General features: G+C 73.6%; 15 protein-coding genes. All 15 read right to left on the bottom strand.

Annotation, left to right across the window (positions count from 1 at the left end; all coding sequences use genetic code 11):
* On the bottom strand, positions 1–1,623 hold a 1,623-nt coding region (locus GVV75_RS08585), incomplete at its 3' end, for an acetyl-CoA carboxylase biotin carboxylase subunit (protein ID WP_159814341.1).
* Between the two features lie 452 nt (positions 1,624–2,075).
* The gene (gene rpe / locus GVV75_RS08580) at positions 2,076–2,753 is read right to left on the bottom strand and encodes a ribulose-phosphate 3-epimerase (RefSeq protein WP_159625273.1); all 678 of its coding nucleotides are present in this window, start codon (positions 2,751–2,753) and stop codon (positions 2,076–2,078) included.
* A 54-nt stretch (positions 2,754–2,807) separates the two neighbouring features.
* Complete coding sequence (locus GVV75_RS08575; protein WP_235905314.1) at positions 2,808–4,439, bottom strand: RsmB/NOP family class I SAM-dependent RNA methyltransferase; 1,632 nt, start codon at positions 4,437–4,439, stop codon at positions 2,808–2,810.
* Entirely contained in the window at positions 4,439–5,422 is a 984-nt protein-coding gene (gene fmt, locus GVV75_RS08570) for a methionyl-tRNA formyltransferase (RefSeq protein WP_159523790.1), read from the bottom strand. Before fmt ends, GVV75_RS08575 begins: the two co-directional genes overlap by 1 nt.
* 10 nt (positions 5,423–5,432) lie before the next feature.
* A complete protein-coding gene (locus GVV75_RS08565) occupies positions 5,433–6,173 on the bottom strand; it encodes an HAD family hydrolase (protein ID WP_328703545.1) in 741 nt (246 codons plus the stop codon).
* Between the two features lie 486 nt (positions 6,174–6,659).
* Positions 6,660–7,235, bottom strand: coding sequence for an excalibur calcium-binding domain-containing protein (locus GVV75_RS10145; RefSeq protein ID WP_236266113.1), 576 nt, complete (start codon positions 7,233–7,235; stop codon positions 6,660–6,662).
* Between the two features lie 120 nt (positions 7,236–7,355).
* Entirely contained in the window at positions 7,356–9,413 is a 2,058-nt protein-coding gene (locus GVV75_RS08555) for a primosomal protein N' (protein ID WP_159814337.1), read from the bottom strand.
* A gap of 39 nt (positions 9,414–9,452) precedes the next feature.
* Positions 9,453–10,655, bottom strand: a complete 1,203-nt coding sequence (gene metK / locus GVV75_RS08550; protein ID WP_159523794.1) for a methionine adenosyltransferase — start codon at positions 10,653–10,655, stop codon at positions 9,453–9,455.
* Positions 10,656–10,752: 97 nt separating this feature from the next.
* Positions 10,753–12,138, bottom strand: a complete 1,386-nt coding sequence (coaBC, locus tag GVV75_RS08545) for a bifunctional phosphopantothenoylcysteine decarboxylase/phosphopantothenate--cysteine ligase CoaBC (protein WP_159716878.1) — start codon at positions 12,136–12,138, stop codon at positions 10,753–10,755.
* A gap of 13 nt (positions 12,139–12,151) precedes the next feature.
* Complete coding sequence (rpoZ, locus tag GVV75_RS08540; RefSeq protein ID WP_159523798.1) at positions 12,152–12,553, bottom strand: DNA-directed RNA polymerase subunit omega; 402 nt, start codon at positions 12,551–12,553, stop codon at positions 12,152–12,154.
* Between the two features lie 189 nt (positions 12,554–12,742).
* Positions 12,743–13,282 carry a rhodanese-like domain-containing protein gene (locus GVV75_RS08535; RefSeq protein ID WP_159716881.1) on the bottom strand — a complete coding sequence of 180 codons (540 nt, stop codon included), beginning with the start codon at positions 13,280–13,282 and terminating at the stop codon, positions 12,743–12,745.
* Positions 13,283–13,291: 9 nt separating this feature from the next.
* Positions 13,292–13,906: a guanylate kinase gene (gene gmk, locus GVV75_RS08530; protein ID WP_235905320.1), complete on the bottom strand. Its 615-nt coding sequence runs from the start codon at positions 13,904–13,906 to the stop codon at positions 13,292–13,294.
* A gap of 279 nt (positions 13,907–14,185) precedes the next feature.
* Positions 14,186–14,497, bottom strand: coding sequence for an integration host factor, actinobacterial type (gene mihF, locus GVV75_RS08525; RefSeq protein ID WP_159523802.1), 312 nt, complete (start codon positions 14,495–14,497; stop codon positions 14,186–14,188).
* A gap of 208 nt (positions 14,498–14,705) precedes the next feature.
* On the bottom strand, positions 14,706–15,656 hold the full coding sequence (gene pyrF, locus GVV75_RS08520) for an orotidine-5'-phosphate decarboxylase (protein ID WP_159814335.1): 951 nt from the start codon (positions 15,654–15,656) through the stop codon (positions 14,706–14,708).
* 9 nt (positions 15,657–15,665) lie between these two features.
* Positions 15,666–19,004 carry a carbamoyl-phosphate synthase large subunit gene (gene carB / locus GVV75_RS08515; RefSeq protein ID WP_159814333.1) on the bottom strand — a complete coding sequence of 1,113 codons (3,339 nt, stop codon included), beginning with the start codon at positions 19,002–19,004 and terminating at the stop codon, positions 15,666–15,668.
* Position 19,005: the final 1 nt, after the last annotated feature.

The following is a 19,005-nucleotide window of genomic DNA, read 5'->3' as shown; positions in this document are numbered from 1 at the left end:
CTCCGCGCCGACGCGGGCGGCGCGCGCACCGCGGCCGCGCAGGGGCTGGCCCCGGTGGGCGCGGTGCGAGCCCCCGCCGGGGCCCGCCAGGCCCCCGCGGTGGCCGTGCCCGCCGAAAACGCCGTCGGGGATCGTCAGGGAGACCCGCTGGCCGTTGACCTCGATGATGTAGGTGGAGCGGGTGCGGGTGGAGGCCGCGGCCGGGGCGGGGGCCTGGCTGCCCGCGGCGACGGGGCCGGCGGTCGCGCTGCCGTCCCCCTGGGCGCCGGTGGCCAGTCCCGGCAGGACATCGTTCTCGATCCAGCGGGTGGTGACCCCGAGGAGGCCGGAGGCGTTCGGCTGGGTGAAGGCGGGCAGGCCCAGGACGGCCTCGTGCAGGGCCGTGCACACGGTGACGCCCTCGACGACCGTCTCGGCCAGGGCGCGGCGCGCGCGGGCGAGGGCCTGCTCGCGCGTGGCGCCGGTGACGACGATCTTGGCGAGCATGGGGTCGAACATGGGGGTGACGACGTCGCCCTCGACCACCCCGGACTCGATGCGGATGCCGGGGCCGGCGGGCCAGCGCAGGCGGGTGATCGTGCCGGTGGAGGGGGCGAGCCCGGCGGCGGGGTCCTCGCAGGTGATGCGCAGCTCGATGGAGTGCCCGCGCACCGGCGGGACCTCGCCGAGCTCGCCGCCGGCGGCGATGCGCAGCTGGGTCTCGACGAGGTCGGTGCCGGTGACCTCCTCGCTCACGCAGTGCTCGACCTGCAGGCGGGGGTTGACCTCGAGGAACCACAGGTCACCCTCGGGGGTGAGCAGGAACTCGCAGGTGGCCACGCCCACGTAACCGACGGTCTCCAGGAGGCGCCGGGAGGAGTCGACGAGGGCCTCATGGATGCCCTCGGGCAGGAAGGGGGCGGGCGCCTCCTCGAGGAGCTTCTGGTTGCGGCGCTGGAGGGTGCAGTCGCGGGTCGACACGACGGCGAAGTCGCCGTGGGAGTCGCGCGCGCACTGGGTCTCGATGTGGCGGGCCGCGGTGACGAAGCGCTCGAGGATGAGGGTGCCGCCCCCGGCGCTGGCCGACTCGAACGCGGGGGTGCTGCGGGCCTCGTCGTCGTTGGATAAAACCGTGATGCCGCGGCCGCCCCCGCCGTCGGTGCGCTTGAGGGCGACCGGGTAGCCGTGCTCGGCGGCGAAGCCGATGACGGTGGAGGCGGAGGTGACGGGCTCGGTGATCCCGGGCACGGGGGCGACGCCGGCGCGCTCGGCGGTGGCGCGGGCGCTCATCTTGTCCCCCAGGGCGTCCATGGCCTCGGGGCTGGGGCCGACCCAGGTGATGCCGGCGTCGACGACGGCGCGGGCGAATTCGGCGTTCTCGGACAGGAAGCCGTAGCCGGGGTGGATGGCATCGGCGCCGGTGGCGCGGGCCAGGGCGAGGATGGCGTCGGCGTGCGTGTAGCCGGATCCTTCGGGAAGGGCGTGGGCCTCGTCGGCGAGCTCGGCGGCGGGGCTCATGAGGTCCTCGGGCGTGTACGGCAGGATCGAGGTCCCTCCCAGGTCCCTGACGGTGCGGATGACTCTCAGGGCGATCTCGCCGCGATTGGCGATGAGGACGCGGGAGGGGTACTGACCGTGTGTCACCAATGGCTCCTTGGGGCCGTCGCTGGTCGGGCCGATCGCCGCCGCCCCTCCCCTGGTGGGCGCGGGAGGCGGCGGGCTCGGGCCGGGCTGCCGGCGGTGTCTGCGTCGCATCCCGGCGGGTGTCGGGCGCGGACCGCGCGGGAGGCCTGTCGAAACAGACAGCCCCTGCGGTCATGCCCCACGCTACGTCCCAGGCCCGCCGAGAACCGATTGTGGAATCCTCACAAACACGCTCGGAGGCCTTGAAGCAGCGTGATCGTCCCGAGACATTCCGCGCCAGGACAGGGAAAAGTCATCCTGAGACGCGCGTCTCACGGGCGGGGCGAGGCGCCCGTCACGGCGTGTCGGGCTGCGGCACCGGGCGGCCGCCTGAGAGGAATCCCCTACGAGAAGGGCTCTCGGGCCGATCTGCCCAGTCCCGCGCGACCACGCCGGGCATCCCCCGACGCGCCTCAGCGCATGTGGGCGGCGGCCAGCGCGCGCAGCTCGCCGATGGCGGCCAGCGCGTCGTCGGCGCCGTAGACGGCCGACCCGGCGACGAAGACATCGGCGCCCGCCTCGGCGGCGCGCTCGATCGTGGCCGCGGAGACCCCGCCGTCGATCTGGATGCTCACCTCCAGGCCGCGCTGGCCCACCAGGCGCCGGGCGCTCTGGATCTTGGGCAACATCGACTCGATGAAGGACTGACCGCCGAAACCGGGCTCGACGGTCATGATCAGGAGCATTTCGAAATCGCCGAGCACGTCGGCCACCGCCGCCAACGGGGTGGCCGGGCGCAGGGCGATGCCGGCGCGGGCCCCGAGGCGGTGCAGTTCCGCGGCCAGGCGGACAGGCGCCGTCGTGGCCTCGGCGTGAGCGGTGACGGTGGCGCACCCGGCCTCCGCGTAGGCGGGGGCCCAGCGGTCGGCGTCCTCGATCATGAGATGGGCGTCGATAGGCAGGCCCGTGCAGCCCAGGACGGCTTCGACCACCGGCAGCCCCCAGGACAGGTTGGGCACGAAGTGATTGTCCATGACATCGACATGGACGCCGTCGGCTCCCCCGGGCCCGCCGATGCGGGCGATCTCATCGGCCAGGCGCGAGACGTCGGCGTTGAGGATCGAGGGGTGGATCGCGGGCGTTGCGGTCATGACGGGGTCTCCTCAGTGAGGTATCAGGGCTGGTGGTGCGCGATCGGCCCGCTATCAGCGGTCGCGGCGCAGGAGGGCGCAGAACATGGCGTCGGTGCCGTCCAGGTGGGGCCAGAGCTGGAGCTGGGCGCGGTCCGCTCCGGCGGGCGGTCGCGGCGCGATGCGGGTGGCGGCGTCGCCGGCGTGGAGCGTCTCGATGCTCATGCCGCCGCGCGTGGCGCGGCTCAGGGCGTCCTTGACGACGAGGCTGGTCTCCAGGGCGTGGGGCGAGCAGGTCACATAGGCGACCAATCCCCCGCGCCGCACGGCGGCAAGGGCTGACAGGAGCAGCTCGCGCTGAAGGGCGGCGAGCTCGGTGACGTCCTTGGGATCGCGGCGCCAGCGGGCCTCTGGGCGGCGGCGCAGGGAGCCCAGGCCCGTGCAGGGCGCGTCGACGAGGACGCGGTCGTAGCGCCCGGGCTCGTCCCGCCCGATCTGGCGCCCGTCCCCGCAGCGGATCTCGACGACGCCGTCGGGGATGGCGCGCACGGCGGCCTCGACGAGCCTGGCGCGGTGGGGCGCGACCTCGTTGGCGACGAGGCGGGCGCCCCTCTGCGCGGCCCGGGCGCCCAGGAGCGCCGCCTTGCCGCCGGGGCCGGCGCACATGTCGAGCCAGCGCTCGTCGCGCCCGGTGATCGCCGGCTCGCTGGCCATGAGGGCGACGAGCTGGGAGCCCTCGTCCTCCACGCCCGCGCGGCTGTCGCGCACCGCGGGGATGCGGCCGGGGTCGCCTCCGGCCAGAACCACGGCGCAAGGGCTGGTGTCCCCCAGGCGCGGCTCGTCGCCGACGGCGCGGCGGGCCTCGGCGGCCAGTCGCTCGGTCTCGACGAGGCCGGGACGGGCGCAGAGCACCACCTCGGGATCGGCGTTGTCCGCAGCGAGGAGATCTTCGAGCTCACTGGGATCGCGCCCGCTCACCACGAGGGCCTGGCGCAGAGCCTTGACGATCCACACGGGGTGGGACTCGATGGCCGCCAAGGCGGCCAACTCATCGGGGGCGGCGGCCCGCAACTCGGCCAGCCAGGCATCGAGGTCCTTGGCGGAGACCTTCCGCAGGACGGCGTTGACGAAGCTGGAGGCGCCGCGCCCCGCGGCGTGGGCGGCGAGTTCCACCGTGGCCGACACGGCGGCGTGGGCGGGCACGCGCATGCCGAGGAGCTGGTGGGCGCCCAGGCGCAGCGCGTCGAGGACGACGCCGTCGAGTTGGGCCAGGGGGCGGTCGACGCACAGGGCGAGGATCGCGTCATAGCGGCCCGCCAGGCGCAGAGCCCCATAGGTCAGCGCGGTGGCGAAACCGGCGTCGCGGCGGTCGAGGCTCGCGGCGGCGAGGATTGGCGGGAGCACGAGGTTGGCATAGGCGCCGTCCTCGCGGACCCTCGTCAGGGCCTCAAGGGCCGCCAGGCGCGCGGCGTCGGGATTGGGGCGCGACCGCTGCGAGCCGCCGTCGTCCCGCGGGCCGCGCCCCCGCTGGGAGCCCTGGCGGGCCGGGTGATGGCGGCCGCCCTCGTTGCCGTGGCCGCGCTCGCGGCCCTGGCCTCGGCGCTGGGAGGCGGCATGGCCCCGCTGCTGGCCGCGACGGCCGCCTCCCCGGCCTTCTTGGCCGCTGCCGCTCCGTCCTTGGCCGCTGCCGCCCGCCCGCCCGGCCATCAGCGCTCGCCTCCCGGCATCGCCGTCGAGGCGGCCTGCTCGCCGAGGCGGGCGCCGGGAGCGGGCCTGGCGCCGCGGGCCCAGGCGGCCGCGTCCATCCAGTTCTTGCCGGCCGGCGCCACTTGTCCCAGGCGCAGCGTGCCGGCGCCCGTGCCCACGAGGACCTCCCGCTTGGTGACGCGCAGCTCACCGGGCGCGAGGGCGCCGGCGCCCGCATCGGAGGCCCCGGGAACGGGGGCGGCGGGCCCGAGGCGGAAACGGGCCCCACGATAGGTGCTGTAAGCGCCGGGCGCGGGGGTGACGCCGCGGATCTGGCGGTCGATCTCAGCGGCCGAGCGCTCCCAGTCGATGCGCCCGTCGTCGGGGGTGAGCATCGGGGCCAGGCTCACGCCCTCATCGGGCTGGGGGGCGGGCCGCGCGCCGCCGGCGGCGAGACGGGCGAGGACGTCGAGGACGAGGGGCGCTCCGGCGTGAGCGAGGCGGGCCAGGAGGTCCCCGGCGGTGTCAGTGGGGCCGATGGGCTCGGCCAGGCTCGCGTGGACGGGCCCGGTGTCCATGCCCGCCTCGAGGCGGAAGACGCAGGCGCCGGTGACGTCGTCGCCGTGGATGATCGCGTGCTGAACGGGGGCCGCTCCGCGCCAGGCGGGCAGGAGGGAGAAGTGGAGATTGAGCCAGCCGTGGGCGGGGACGTCCAGGAGGGCGGGAGGGACGAGCCGGCCGTAGGCGACGACGACGGCCGCGTCAACGCCCAGTTTGCGTACCCAGTCCTGGGTCTCGGGGTCCTTGAGGTTCACCGGGGTGCGCGTGTCAATGCCGGCCTCGCGAGCGACGGCTGCCACGGGCGAGGGGCGCAGGGCCCGGCCGCGGCCGGAGCGGGCGTCCGCCCGGGTGAGGACTCCGACGATCTCGTGCTCGGGAGAATCCATGAGTGCCCGCAGCACGGGGAGGGCCGGCTCGGGTGTCCCGGCGAAGAGTATGCGCATGGGCGCCAGTCTAGGGGCGGGTGGCGCGGGCCGGCAGAACGCCGCGCTCGACGAGCTCGGCGCGCAGGGCGCCGGCGCCTGTGAAGGTGTGAGTGAGGATGCCCATGGCGGCGGCACTGGCGGTGTTCGCCGGGGAGTCGTCGATGAAGAGGACGCGGGTGGGCTCGAGGCCGAAGCGCTCCAGGGTGAGGCGGAAGATGGCGGGATCGGGCTTGATGAGGTGCTCCTTGCCGGAGACGACGATCCCGGAGAAGCGGTCGAGCTGCGGGACCAGGTCGCGGGTGGCGTCGAAGGTGGGGCCGTCATAGTTGGTCAGGCAGTACAGCGGAAGCCCTGTGGCGAGGAACTCGTCAACGAGGTCCGCCATCCCCGGCACGGGGCCGGTGAGGGAATCGCGGAAGCAGGCCCGATAGGTGCGCAGGATGTCCGTCCAGTCGGGCCTCTCGGGGTGGGCGGCGGCGAGGTCGGCGACGATGACGTCGAAGTCTTCCCCGAGGTCGGAGCGGCGGTTGAGGGCGGTGAAGTCGGCACCCGCGCAGAACTCCTCCCAGGCGGGCAGGCTCACGCGCCCGGCGACGGCGGCGACGGCCTCCCAGGCGTAGAGCACGTTGCCCAGGTCGAGGATGATCGCGTCGACCCCGCCCATGGCGCCGGCGGCGCTCGCGCCGGCGGGGCCAGCGGTGCTCACGCCGGCGGGGCCGGCGGATCGCTGGGATGGCGGGCGCCGCGACCACGCGGGATCAGCGCTCATAGGAGTCATGGGGGGCATAGGACTCGTAGGGCTAATAGGACTCATGGGGGTCATACGGTTCTCAATGCTCATGACGTGACGGGGCGGGTGGGACGAGCCCGAGGCGCTTCCGGCGCTCACAGGCCTCGCGGTGATCACGGTTATCGCAGTGATCGCAGTGCTTACGCCCCGACTGTAGCGGCCGCCCTCAGCCCCGTCGTACGGTCTGAGCCCGCCGTTACCGTCTGAGCCCCGTCATACCGTCTCGGCCCGCCGATACCGTCTCAGCCCCGTCTTACGGTCTGAGCCCGCCGTTACCGTCTCAGCCCCCTCTTACGGTCTCAGCCCGCCGTTACCGTCTCATCCTCGCAGTATGAGGGCGCAGGAGCGGGACGAGACGGTATCTGCGGGCCGAGGGCGCAGGAGCGGGCCGAGACGGTATCTGCGGGCCGAGGCCGCAGGAGCGGGCCGAGACGGTATCTGCGGGCCGAGGCCGCAGGGGCGTCCTCACTTCTCGCAGGCGATGCCGTCACCGTCTCGATCGAGCTTGGACCGGTACCCAGGATCGCCTCGGTGGAGCGGTGCGGCTCCGGCGGCCTTGGCCTCCTTGCAACTGGAGTAGTAGGCGGGGCCGCCCTTGCTGGATGACGAGGAGCCGCCAGTGCCGGCGAGCGGGGCGATCCGCTGATCGGCCTTTCCCCGACCGGAGGACGGCTCCTGCTCCGATTGTTCAGTGGCCTCCGCTTGGCGTGCCTCCTCAGCCGCAGCCGCCACGCGGTCGGCCTCTTCCTTGGCGGCTCGACTCGCCTCGGCGGCTGCCTGGCTCGCCTCCGCCTGCCTCGTGGCCTCGGCAGCTGCCTGGCTCGCCTCCGCCTGCCTCGTGGCCTCGGCCTGCCGGGAGGCCTCAGCCTCAGCCGCGGCGCGACTCTCCTCCTCCGAGGCGACATGAGAATCGGTGGTCGAGACCGCTCTCGATGTCGGCCTCGTCGAGGAGGACTCGCGATCGGTGCCGCAGGCGCCGAGCATGGGAAGGATGAGCGCCGCGGACACGGCGATGGCAAGGGAACGGCGGGGGATCAGCACGATGGCTCCTTGGGGAGGCAGGGGCGCCGCGCGGGGCAGGGCGCCATGAGGGGGAGTGGATGGGCCCACCGTTGGAAAGTAGCACCGGGAACGAGGCGATCCGCCGCTGAGATCGAATCGCTACCAGAGTCGAGTCGGGTCGAGCTCGACCCGGATGGGGTCCTCGCGGCGGGCGGAGCGGTCCCGCAGGCGATGACGCAGCCACGCGGCAAGCTCGCGGCCCCGGGGCGCCGGCGCGCGCAGCAGTCCTCGGTGAGTCGCCTGGGAGGCCTGCGCGGAGTCCGTGGCCCGCCCGCCTCCCGCGCGCGGAGCCTCGACGGGCCCCAGCGCCTCGTAGCCCTCGTCCTGCCCCGCCATGAGCAGGTCCTCGACGGCGCGGCGGGGCCCGTCAAGGCAGGCGGTCCGCCATGCCGGCGGCAGGTGCAACTCCATGCGCTCGGCCAGCTCCCTGCGGGCGAAGCCCTCGTGGTCCCAGCGCAGGAAGTGCTGCGCGGCCACGGGCTCGGGGCCCCCCAGCACGATGACCCGCGCGCCGGGCGCCGCCAGCGCGGCCGCGTTCGTCCAACGGCGCACCGCCTCCACGGTGGCGCCCATGTCCACCCGTGAGGACAGGGCCCCGGCATCCATGAGGATGACCGCCCGGTAGCCCCCCTGGGCGACCGGCTCCGCCCCCGGGGTGGCCACGACGAGCCGAGGCGAGTCATCGACCTCGGCGATAACGCCGTGATCCTCCCTCGCCCCGGAGACAACGACGCCGACTCCGGGGAATGCCCGGCCCAGCTCCTCCCCCGTGCGCGCCGAGCCGACGGAGCGCATCCGCAGGCGCTCGGAGCCACAACTCTCGCAGCGCCATCCGTGAGGGGACCTCCCGCACCACCGGCAGGACGTCATTCCCCCGCGCTCCATGGTCATGGGCCCGCCGCAGGTGGCGCAGCGCGCCGGCGCCCGGCAGCGATCGCAGGCCACGAGCGGGGCGTAGCCCCCGCGTGGCACCTGGATGAGGACCGGCCCGGCCTCGACGGCCGCGCGCACCGCCCGGTGGGCGAAGGAGGGGAAACGGGCGGCCCCGGAGGCCCCCTCGGCCTCCAACTCCACGCCCGGAACCTCCACGCGCGGGGCCGCGGCGCGCACGACGCTCCTGGGGGCGGCCAGGCTCGCGGCCCACCCGCGCTCCACATAGGCCTGGGCCTCGACGCTGCGCGCGTGGGAGGCGATGAGCAGGCCGCAGCGCTCCAGGCTGGAGCGCAGGGCGAGCACGGTGCGAGCGTGCGCGTAGGGGGCGTGGCGCTCGGCGAGGCGGTCATCGCCATCATCCCAGATGACTGCCAGGCCGAGATCGGCCACAGGCGCGAAAGCGGCGCCGCGCGTGCCCACGACGACGCGGGCGCGGCCCAGGAGCAGGCGGGTGAAGGCCCGATAGCGCCGCGCGGGACCGCGGTCCGCCGCGAGGGTGACCACGGGCTCGCCCGGCAGGAGCGCCGTGAGAGCGCTCGCGAGATCCTCGGTCATCTCGGCGGTGGCGACAAGCACGAGCACGCCCCTGCCTGCGCTGAGCGCCGCCTGGGCGGCGTCAGCCAGGAGCTCGGGCCAGGACGCGGTCACGCCCTCCCGCCCGGGCAGCACGGTGACCACGCTCCGGGGGGCGCCGCCGTCGGCGAGCGAGCGCAGCATCTCCGCGCCGCCCTCATACGCCGCCCAGCCGCCGCTGCCGGGGGCGGGCCACCGGGGCAGGACGGGAGCGGGCCCCTCCCGCGCGGAGGCCTCGGCGCGGGCGTGACGTGGCGGAACGGCCACGCGCAGCACATCGGGGCGGGACCCCGCGCCGCGCTCGGCCACGGACTCGGCTAAGCGCATGGTGGCAGGCGTGAGGACCGGCAGATCGGAGATGACCCTGCGCACGGGTGTGAGCGCGCCCGGGTGGGTGGTGGTCGAGTCGCGCTCCCAGACCCATCCGTGCGCCTCCTGGCCGCCGAAGCGCACGGCCACGCGCGTGCCCACTCGGGCGTCGGCGTCGAGCGCGGCGGGGACGCGGTAGTCGAAGAGCCGGTCGAGGTGGGACACGGGGGTGTCCAGAAGCACCCTGGCCACCGGGTCGATGACGCCGTCGGGCGCGGTGATCGTGCGCTCGGGGCGCGCGGGCGCGGCGATGAGCTCGCCCTGCTGGGCGGTGCGTGTCATCGGCCCGTCATCGGCTCGCCCATCGCGCGTCCCCCGGGCTCAGATCGCCGCGCGCAGAGCCTCGACGCGATCCGTTGCCTCCCAGCTGAATCCCGGACGGCCGAAGTGGCCGTAGGCGCTCGTGCCCGCGTAGATGGGGCGCAGGAGGTCGAGGTCGCGGATGATGGCGGCGGGACGCAGGTCGAAGACCTCGTCGATGGCGGCTTGGATGCGATCGACGGGGACGGTGTGAGTGCCGAAGGTCTCCACGTAGAGGCCCACGGGGCGGGCGGCGCCGATGGCGTAGGCCACCTGGATCTCGCAGCGGGTGGCGAGCCCGGCGGCGACGACGTTCTTGGCCACCCAGCGCATGGCATAGGCGGCGGAGCGGTCCACCTTGGAGGGGTCCTTGCCGGAGAAGGCACCGCCCCCGTGGCGCGCCATGCCCCCGTAGGTGTCGACGATGATCTTGCGGCCGGTCAGGCCCGCGTCCCCGGTGGGCCCGCCGATGACGAACTGGCCGGAGGGGTTGATGAGCAGGTCGATGCCGCCGACCGCCACGTCCATCCCCGCCGCCTGCTCCGCCGCGATGACGGGCTCGATGACCTCGGCCGCCAGGGCATCGGTGAGCCATGCGCGGCTGCGGTCCTCATCATGCTGGGTGGAGATGACGACGCTCTCGATGCTCACGGCGCGATCGCCGTCGTAGCCGATGGTCACCTGGGTCTTGCCGTCGGGGCGCAGGCCGGGCACGATCCCCTGCTTGCGCACGGCCGCCAGGCGCTCGGCGAGCCGGTGGGCGAGGTGGATGGGCAGGGGCATAAGGGCGGCGGTGTCCGTGCAGGCGTAGCCGAACATGAGGCCCTGGTCCCCCGCGCCCTGGAAGTCGAGGGGGTCGAGGTCAGAGGAGTCATCGCGCACCTCGAGGGCCTTGACGACGCCGGCGTTGATATCCGGGGACTGCTGGCCGATAGAGATGGACACGCCGCAGGAGCGGCCGTCGAAGCAGACGTCCGAGGAGTCGTAGCCGATGCGCACGATCTCATCGCGCACGATCTGCGGGATCTCCACGTAGGCCGAAGTGGTGACCTCCCCCGCCACATGCACCAGCCCCGTGGTCACCATGGTCTCGACGGCCACATGCGCATCGGGGTCCTGGGCGAGGATGGCGTCGAGGATGGAGTCCGAGATGCGGTCGCAGACCTTGTCCGGGTGGCCCTCGGTGACCGACTCGGAGGTGAAGAGGCGCGGTTGGGAAGTCACGGCCGCATCTTAACCACGGCCCCCGACAGGAATGACCGCCCGTTCCGCCCTCGCGCCCCGCACCTATCCCCGCGGTACGCGCCAAGGAGGGCTCCGCTCAGCGGGGAAGCCGCTCGGCAATGAGGTCCAGGAGCAGCCCGGCGACCTCCGCCTTCGTGCCCTCGCCCCGGGCCACCTCAACGCCCTGGGGATCCAGCACGACGACGGCGTTGGGCACGTCCCCGAATCCCCTGCCGTCGCCGACGGCGTTGACGGCGAGCAGGTGCGCGCCCTTGCGGCGGGCCTTGGCCGCGCCATGCGCGAGGGCGTCGCCCTCCTCGTCCCCGGTCTCCGCGGCGAAGCCGACGATGAGCTGCCCCGGCCGGGGGGGATCGGCGACGAGGCCGGCGAGGATGTCGGGATTGGTCACCAACTCGATGGGCGCCGGCACCCGCGCGGGCCGGGCGCCCTCGTCCGCGCCGCCCGCGGCCGGGCCGGCACCGTCGGCCAGGCGTTGCTTCTTGATCTTGGAGATCCCGGGGTGGGCCGGCCGGAAGTCGGCGACGGCGGCCGCCATGACAACGGCGTCGGCGCTGGAGGCTTCCGAGCGGACGGCGGCCTCCATGTCCAGGGCCGTGGGGGCCTCGACGATCCGGGCGGTTCCGGAGCCCGGCGCGGCTGTCGCCCCTCCCAGGGGGGCGAGGACCTCGGGCGAGATGTTGGCGGCGATGAGGACGACGTCGGCGCCCCGCGCGGCGGCGGCGCTGGCGATGGCCACCCCCTGACGGCCGGAGGACCGGTTGCCGATGAAGCGCACGGGGTCGATGGGCTCTTGGGTGCCGCCCGCGGAGACGACGAGGCGCCGGCCGGACAGCGGACCAGGGGAGGCCGCCTCCTGGCCGCCGGCGCGACGCGCGGCGGCGGTCGCCCCGGTCAGCGCGGCCAGCGCCTCGGCGACGATCCGCTCCGGGGCGGGCAGGCGCCCCGCGCCGGAGTCCCCGCTCGTGAGGGGCCCGACATCGGGCTCGATGATGGTCAGCCCGCGGCGGCGCAGGGTGGCGACGTTCTCGACCGTCGCGGCGTTGGCCCACATCTGCGTGTGCATGGCCGGCGCGAGGACGACGGGCGCCGTGGTGGTCAGGATCGTGGCGGTGAGCAGGTCGTCCGCGCGGCCGGCCGCGACGCGGGCGAGCAGGTCGGCCGAGGCGGGGGCGACGAGGACGAGTTCGGCCCACTCCCCCAGCCCCACGTGCTCGACGGCGGCCGGGTCGTCGAAGACTCCCGCGCCCACCGGCCCGCCGCTGACGGCCGCCAGGGCGGAGGCGCCGATGAAGCGCAGGGCGGCCTGGGTCGCCACGGCGCGCGTCTCGTGGCCCTGGGCGCGCAGGAGCCGGATGACGGTGGGCGCCTTGTAGGCGGCGATGGAGCCTGCGACGCCGACGACGACGCGCCGCGGCCCCGCGGGGGGCGCGGCGCGATGAGCGGCCTCGCTGCGCTGCGGCACGGGCGTGCTCGTGTCAGAACTCGATGTTGTCGACGCCGGGGCCGGTCGTCTCGGTCTCGTCGAAGGTGACCGCGGTGTCCAGCGAGATGTCGGCGAACATGTCCTCCTCGGCGGCGCGGCGGGCGGCGTCAGCCTCGGCGCGGCGGGCGCGGGCCTCCTCACCGCTGATCACCTGGAGCTTGTCCTCGGCGATCTCACGCAGGGCGATGCCCAGGGGCTTCTCCTCTGGGGCCACCTCGACGAGCGGGCCGAAGTACTCGAACTGGTTGGACTCCAGCTGCTGGGTGTAGGTGTTGATCTGACGGGCGCGCTTGGCGGCCTCCACCACGAGCCCGTACTTCGAGTCGACCTTCTCCAGGAGGTCGTCGATCGGCGGGTTCGTGATGCCCTCGGGCTGGGGGGAGGTTCCGAGCATGAGCTCCTCTTTCGGATCGATCGGGTATCAACGGGCCCGGCAGGCCCCGCTCCGACGAGCGGGGGCGAGGGCCCGGATACGTCCGTGGTGCTGGCCGGTGCTGGCCAACGGGCCGAGCCAGGACATCCTAGCGCCTCAGGGGGCGGGGAATCACCACCCACCCGGCCCCGAGGCGCCGTGGTGCCCGTCTCAGCCCGTGACGACGGGGACGCCGAGCGCCAGTGAGGCCTGCTGGTAGCCGCCGAGGTCCCGCACGCTGGTGAACCCCTTGTCCCTCATAGCCCGGGCGGCCCTGGCCGAGCGGTCGCCCGAGCGGCAGTAGACGGCGTAGGCGGCACCGCGGTCGAGGCGATCGATGGCGGCATCGAAGTCGGCGGAGTCGGCATCGATGTTAATCGCGCCCTCGAGGTGCCCCTGGGCGTACTCCTCGCTGGAGCGCACGTCGATGACCGTGCCGCCTGGCGGAAGACTCGCTGAGACCGTGCCGCCCGGCGGGAGGCTCGCTGAGACCGTTCCGCCCGGGGTGAGGCCCGCCGACGGCTGGAGGGGGGCGGGCTGGGAGGGAGTCGTCGCCGAGACCCGGGAAGGGCTGGCCTCTAAGGAGCAGGCGGCGAGCAGGCCCGCCATCGCCGCGGCGGGAACGAGGCAAAGGACGCGGCGCCTGCCCGGATGAGCATCGGCGCCGCTGCTGGCCCCAGCCGGGCGCGGGCGGAGCGTGGGGAGAGCCATGAACCGATCCTAGGAGCGGGCGGGAAGCAGTCCGAGGAGGCGCTCGAGCTCGGCGGCGGCGCGCTCCACCGTGTCATTGACCACGACGACGTCGAACTCCTCGGCCGCCGCCATCTCGGTGCGGGCGGTGGCCAGGCGGCGCTCCCGCTCGGCGGCGCCCTCCGTGCCCCGGCCCACGAGCCTGTTGACGAGGGCCTCCCAACTGGGTGGGGCGATGAAGACGAAGAGGGCGCCTGGCATGGACTCGCGCACCTGCCGGGCCCCGGCGAGGTCGATCTCGAGGAGGGCGGGGCGCCCCTGGGCGAGGGCATCGGCCACCGGCCCCCGGGGGGTGCCGTAGCGGTGGGCCCCGTGGACGAGCGCCCACTCCAGCATGTCTCCCCGCTCGACCAGGGCGTCGAACTCGGCGTCGTCGACGAAGCGGTAGTGGAAGCCGTCCTCCTCGCCCGGGCGCGGCGCTCGGGTGGTGCAGGACACGGAGACGAAGAGCTCGGGGTGGCGGTCACGCAGCTCGGCGACGATCGTCCCCTTGCCGACGGCGGTCGGCCCGGCGACCACGGTGAGTCGGGCCGGCGGCCGCGCTGGCGGTGTCACTGGGGAGGGCGCGGGGATCGCGGGCATCATGGCCCCAATCATGGGCCATCCGGAGCCGTCTCCAGAAAATCCTGTGGGGGCGGGGATGTTGACAGGGAGTTCTCCGCTGGTCGTGGTCGTCCTCGACCGGGCCCGCCCTCCCCCGCGCGCCGCGCCGGCCCCCGCGCGGCGGGTGGGCGCTGGCGATCCCCGAGCGCGTCCACGATGCCCGCGAGGCCGACGCGGGGAAGAGGGCTCCCCGCGTCGCCGATGGCGATCGCGGGGAGCCTTCAGGGTGCTGAGTTCGTCAGGGAGGGAACCCGGGGAAGCTCAGTGGAAGCGGCGCAGGAGGGCAGCGCGCTGCTGCGCCCCCAGGCCTCGAACGCGGCGGGACTCGGAGATCCCGATCTCCTCGATGAGGTTGTGAGCCGTCGTCGAGCCAACACGAGGGAGCGACTGGAGAAGGTCGAGGACCTTCATCTTGCCGATAGCCTCGTCGGTCGCAGCGAGGTCGAAGAGCTCTGACAGGCTCATCGCACCACGCTTGAGTGCGATCTTCACCTCCGCGCGGCGGGTGCGCGCGACGGCGGCCTTAGCGAGGGCCTCGGCCCGCTGCTCGGGGGTGAGGGTGGGAAGCGCCATGACCTGTAATCTCCTTCATATCGGTCACTTTGTGCGGTGATGAAAGGTTATGACCCGAAACCCCCCATTACGGGCAGCTTTGCTAAGACGTTACGCGGTATCGTTCCGGACACCGTAACGCTCCGGATACCCGCGCAGGTCAGGGGCGTTACAACGTCACAACACCCTCACACAAGTGATGAGCGACACATGTCGATGGCGTGTCGTTTTACCTTCTCAGGGCCCTTCCGGCCTCCAAAACCGCTCGTCCGGCCGCCTCACGGAGGGCCTCCGGATCCGGGCCCGCGCCGAGCACGCCCCTCGACGTCGAGGCGAGGACCTGGGAGCGCGCCGGGCCGAAGACCCGCGCCAGTTCGGCCTCCCCGGCGCCCTGGGCGCCGACCCCGGGGGCGAGCAGGGGCGCGTTGGTCGCCGCAAGGTCGATTCCCAGATCCCGCGCCGCATCCCCGATCGTGGCGCCGACGACGAGGCCGATGCTCCCCAGGACGCCCTGGGCGCGCGCGGCCGCGTTGGAGGCGGCGGCGCCGTCGGCGATCATCGCGGCGACGGCCCGGCCCGAGGAGGCCGTGGCATGCTGCACAGTGGCGCCCTCCGGGTTGGAGGTCAGTCCCAGCACGAACAGGCCGCGCCCGGTGGCGCTGGCGGCCTCGAGCGCGGGGGCGAGCGAGCCGTAGCCGAGGTAGGGGGACACGGTGATCGCGTCGGCGGCCAGGGGGGCGGCGTCGAGGAGGTAGGCCTGGGCGTAGCCGTCCATGGTCGAGCCGATGTCCCCGCGCTTGACGTCGAGGATCGACAGGGATCCCACGTCCCTCAGCGCCGCCAGGGTCTCCTCCAGGACGGCGATGCCGGCGCTGCCGTGCCTCTCGAAGAAGGCGGACTGCGGCTTGACGGCGGCCACCCGGCCCCCGACGGCCTCGACGACGCGCAGGCTGAACTCGCGCAGGCCCGCGACGTCGTCGGTCAGGCCCCAGGACGCCAGGAGCGCGCTGTGCGGATCGATGCCCACGCACAGGGGGCCATGGTCGTCCATGGCGGCGGCCAGACGGGCGCCGAAGGGGAGGCGGCCGGAAAAGCCGTTCCCCTCGGCCTCCCGGGGGGCTCCCTCCGACCGGGCGGGGGCGCCGCTGGCAGTAGTGCCGGCGCTGGGATCGTGGCTCATCGTGTCTCCTCAGTCATCGTGATGCTCGGTGGCGGGGGCGCTGGCGGGGCTCGGGGCGCGCATCTCCTGGAGGCTGCGCACCCAGAAGGCGCCCCGCAGCTGCGCCTCAAGCGCCTGGACGGTGGCCTGCAACTGGTGGACGGTGGTGATGATCGGCTTGTCCGCGCTGGTGGTGGCCTCGCGGATCGCGTAGCCGTCGGCGCGGGCGCCCTGGCCCTGCGGGATGTTGACGACCATGTCGATGGCGCCGGCCTCGATGAGGCCGACGATCGTGTCCTCCCCGTGCTCGCCGACGCCCTCGCTGAGCTTGCGCACGGGCGTCGCGCTGATCCCGTTGCGCCGCAGTACCTGGGCGGTGCCGCTCGTGGCGTAGACCTGGAAGCCGAGCTCGGCGAGCCTGGCCACGGGCAGGATCATCGCCCTCTTGTCGCGGTCGGCCACGGAGACGAACAGCGCGCCCTCGGTGGGCAGGCCGCCGTAGGCCGCGGTCTGGGACTTGGCAAAGGCCTTGGGGAAGTCCACGTCGCAGCCCATGACCTCGCCGGTGGAGCGCATCTCGGGGCCCAGGATCGGGTCGACGACGCGTCCGGAGCGGGTTCGGAAGCGCTTGAAGGGCAGCACGGCCTCCTTGACGGCGATGACGCTGGGGATGCCGGGCGTCGAGGCGTCCTCGGCGGGCAGCGCCCCGCGCTCGCGCAACTGGGCGATCGACTCCCCCGCCATGAGCCGGGCGGCCGCCTTGGCCAGGGCGACGCCGGTGGCCTTGGAGACGAAGGGCACGGTGCGCGAAGCCCGCGGGTTGGCCTCGATGACGTAGAGCGCGCCGCCCATGAGGGCGAACTGGATGTTGATGAGGCCGCGCACGCCCACACCGGCGGCGATGGCCTCTGTGGCGGAGCGGATGCGGGCGATCTCGGCGTCGGACAGGGTCATCGGGGGGAGCACGCAGGAGGAGTCCCCGGAGTGGATACCGGCCTCCTCGATGTGCTCCATGACGCCGCCCAGGAACAGCTCCTCGCCGTCGTAGAGGGCGTCGACGTCGATCTCGATGGCATCGTCGAGGAAGCGGTCCACGAGCAGCGGGCCGGCGGAGTACACCGCCTCCGCTCCCCCGGCCTCCTGCTCCGCGCGGGCGAGGTAGTCGACCAGTCCGGAGCGCTCGTAGATGATCTCCATGCCGCGCCCGCCGAGCACGTAGCTGGGGCGCACGAGCACCGGGTAGCCGATCTCCTCGGCCACCGCCAGGGCGCGCTCGTGGGAGCGGGCGGTGCCGTGGGCGGGGGCGGCGAGGCCGGCCCGCTCGAGGACCCCGCCGAAGACCTGGCGGTCCTCCGCGGCATCGATCGCCTCGGGGCTGGTTCCCAGGATCGGCACGCCCGCGGCCTTGAGGCGGGCGGCCAGCGCCAGGGGCGTCTGCCCGCCGAGCTGAACGATGACGCCGGCGATGGGGCCCGCGGCGAGCTCGGCCTCGTAGACTTCCATGACGTCCTCGAAGGTGAGGGGCTCGAAGTAGAGGCGGTCGGAGATGTCGTAGTCAGTGGAGACCGTCTCGGGGTTGCAGTTGACCATGATGGTCTCGTAGCGCTCGGCCAGCGCCATGGTGGCGTGCACGCACGAGTAGTCGAACTCGATGCCCTGCCCGATGCGGTTGGGCCCCGAGCCCAGGATGATGACGGCCTCGCGCTCGCGGGGGGCCACCTCCGTGGACAGGTCGTAACTGGAGTACAGGTAGGGGGTGCGGGCGGCGAACTCGGCGGCGCAGGTGTCCACGGTCTTGTAGACGGGCCGCAGGCCGTAGGCGTGGCGGATCTCGCGCACGGTCCCCTCGCCCAGGCCCCGCAGGACGGCGATCTGCTGATCAGACAGGCCATGGCGCTTGGCCTCGCCCAGGAGCCCGGGGGTCAGGGCGGGCGCCTGGCGCACCGCCGCGGCAATCTCCTCCAGCGCCATGAGCTGGTCGAGGAACCAGGGGTCGATGCCGGTGGCCTCGTGGAGCTCCTCGATGGTGGCGCCGCCACGGATGGCCTGCTGGACCTCGATGAGCCGGCCCTCGGTGGGGGTGCGGATCGCCTTCAGGAGCGCGGCCGTGGCCTCGGCGTCGGGGGCGGGGCCCTCCCAGTGGAACACCGAGCCGCGCTTGTCAATCGATCGCATGGCCTTGAGCAGGGCTTCGGTGAAGCAGCGCCCAATGGCCATGGCCTCGCCGACGGACTTCATGGTGGTCGTCAGGGTCGGGTCGGCGCCCCGGAACTTCTCGAAGGCGAAGCGCGGCACCTTGACGACGACGTAGTCGATGGCCGGCTCGAAGGAGGCGGGCGTGGAGCCGGTGATGTCGTTGGGGATCTCGTCGAGCGTGTAGCCCACGGCTAGGCGCGCGGCGATCTTGGCGATCGGGAAGCCGGTGGCCTTGGAGGCCAGGGCGGAGGAGCGCGAGACCCTGGGGTTCATCTCGATGACGATGACGCGGCCGGTGGCCGGGTCGACGGCGAACTGGATGTTGCAGCCGCCGGTGTCCACGCCGACCTCACGGATGACGGCCATGCCGATGTCGCGCAGGCGCTGGAGCTCGCGGTCGGTCAGGGTCAGGGCGGGGGCGACGGTGATCGAGTCGCCGGTGTGGACGCCCACAGGATCAACGTTCTCGATGGAGCACACGACCACGACGTTGTCCGCGGTGTCGCGCATGAGCTCGAGCTCGTACTCCTTCCAGCCCAGGATCGATTCCTCCAGGAGCACCTCGGTGGTGCGCGAGGCGGCCAGGCCCGCGCCGGCGATGCGCTCAAGGTCCTCGGCACTGTGGGCCACGCCCGAGCCGAGCCCGCCCATGGTGAAGGAGGGGCGCACGACGACAGGGTAGCCGCCCAGGGCCTCGACCCCAGCGTGGCACTCGTCGAGCGTGTGGGCGATAACGCTGCGGGCCACCTCGGCGCCGCAGCGCTCGACGACGGCCTTGAAGGCGTCGCGGTCCTCGCCGGCGTTGATGGCCTCGGCACTGGCCCCGATGAGCTTGACGCCGTAGCGCTCCAGCACGCCGGCCTCGACGAGCGCCATGGCGGCGTTGAGGGCGGTCTGCCCGCCGAGCGTTGGCAGCAGGGCGTCGGGCCGCTCCCGAGCAATGATGGTGGTCAGGGCCTCAGTGGTGATGGGCTCGATGTAGGTGGCGTCAGCCATCCCCGGGTCGGTCATGATGGTGGCCGGATTGGAGTTGACCAGGATGACCCTGATGCCCTCGGCGCGCAGGACTCGGCAGGCCTGGGTGCCCGAGTAGTCGAACTCGCAGGCCTGCCCGATGACGATCGGGCCGGAACCGATGACGAGCACGGAGCGAATGTCGTCGCGCAATGGCATC

Origin of the sequence: Actinomyces sp. zg328 (assembly GCF_009829635.1) — a bacterium.
GTDB classification, from domain to species: domain Bacteria; phylum Actinomycetota; class Actinomycetes; order Actinomycetales; family Actinomycetaceae; genus Actinomyces; species Actinomyces marmotae.
The sequence above is the reverse complement of the archived record's forward strand: the minus strand, read 5'-3'. Positions and strand labels throughout refer to the sequence as shown.

Coding starts and splice junctions, on each gene's coding strand:
- rpoZ (WP_159523798.1), bottom strand. CDS start 12,553: ATGCTCGGAACCTCCCCCCAGCCCGAGGGCATCACGAACCCGCCGATC.
- GVV75_RS08555 (WP_159814337.1), bottom strand. CDS start 9,413: ATGACACGCACCGCCCAGCAGGGCGAGCTCATCGCCGCGCCCGCGCGC.
- mihF (WP_159523802.1), bottom strand. CDS start 14,497: ATGGCGCTTCCCACCCTCACCCCCGAGCAGCGGGCCGAGGCCCTCGCT.
- fmt (WP_159523790.1), bottom strand. CDS start 5,422: ATGCGCATACTCTTCGCCGGGACACCCGAGCCGGCCCTCCCCGTGCTG.
- GVV75_RS08575 (WP_235905314.1), bottom strand. CDS start 4,439: ATGGCCGGGCGGGCGGGCGGCAGCGGCCAAGGACGGAGCGGCAGCGGC.
- carB (WP_159814333.1), bottom strand. CDS start 19,004: ATGCCATTGCGCGACGACATTCGCTCCGTGCTCGTCATCGGTTCCGGC.
- rpe (WP_159625273.1), bottom strand. CDS start 2,753: ATGACCGCAACGCCCGCGATCCACCCCTCGATCCTCAACGCCGACGTC.
- GVV75_RS08565 (WP_328703545.1), bottom strand. CDS start 6,173: ATGAGCGCTGATCCCGCGTGGTCGCGGCGCCCGCCATCCCAGCGATCC.
- gmk (WP_235905320.1), bottom strand. CDS start 13,906: ATGATGCCCGCGATCCCCGCGCCCTCCCCAGTGACACCGCCAGCGCGG.
- pyrF (WP_159814335.1), bottom strand. CDS start 15,656: ATGAGCCACGATCCCAGCGCCGGCACTACTGCCAGCGGCGCCCCCGCC.
- GVV75_RS08535 (WP_159716881.1), bottom strand. CDS start 13,282: ATGGCTCTCCCCACGCTCCGCCCGCGCCCGGCTGGGGCCAGCAGCGGC.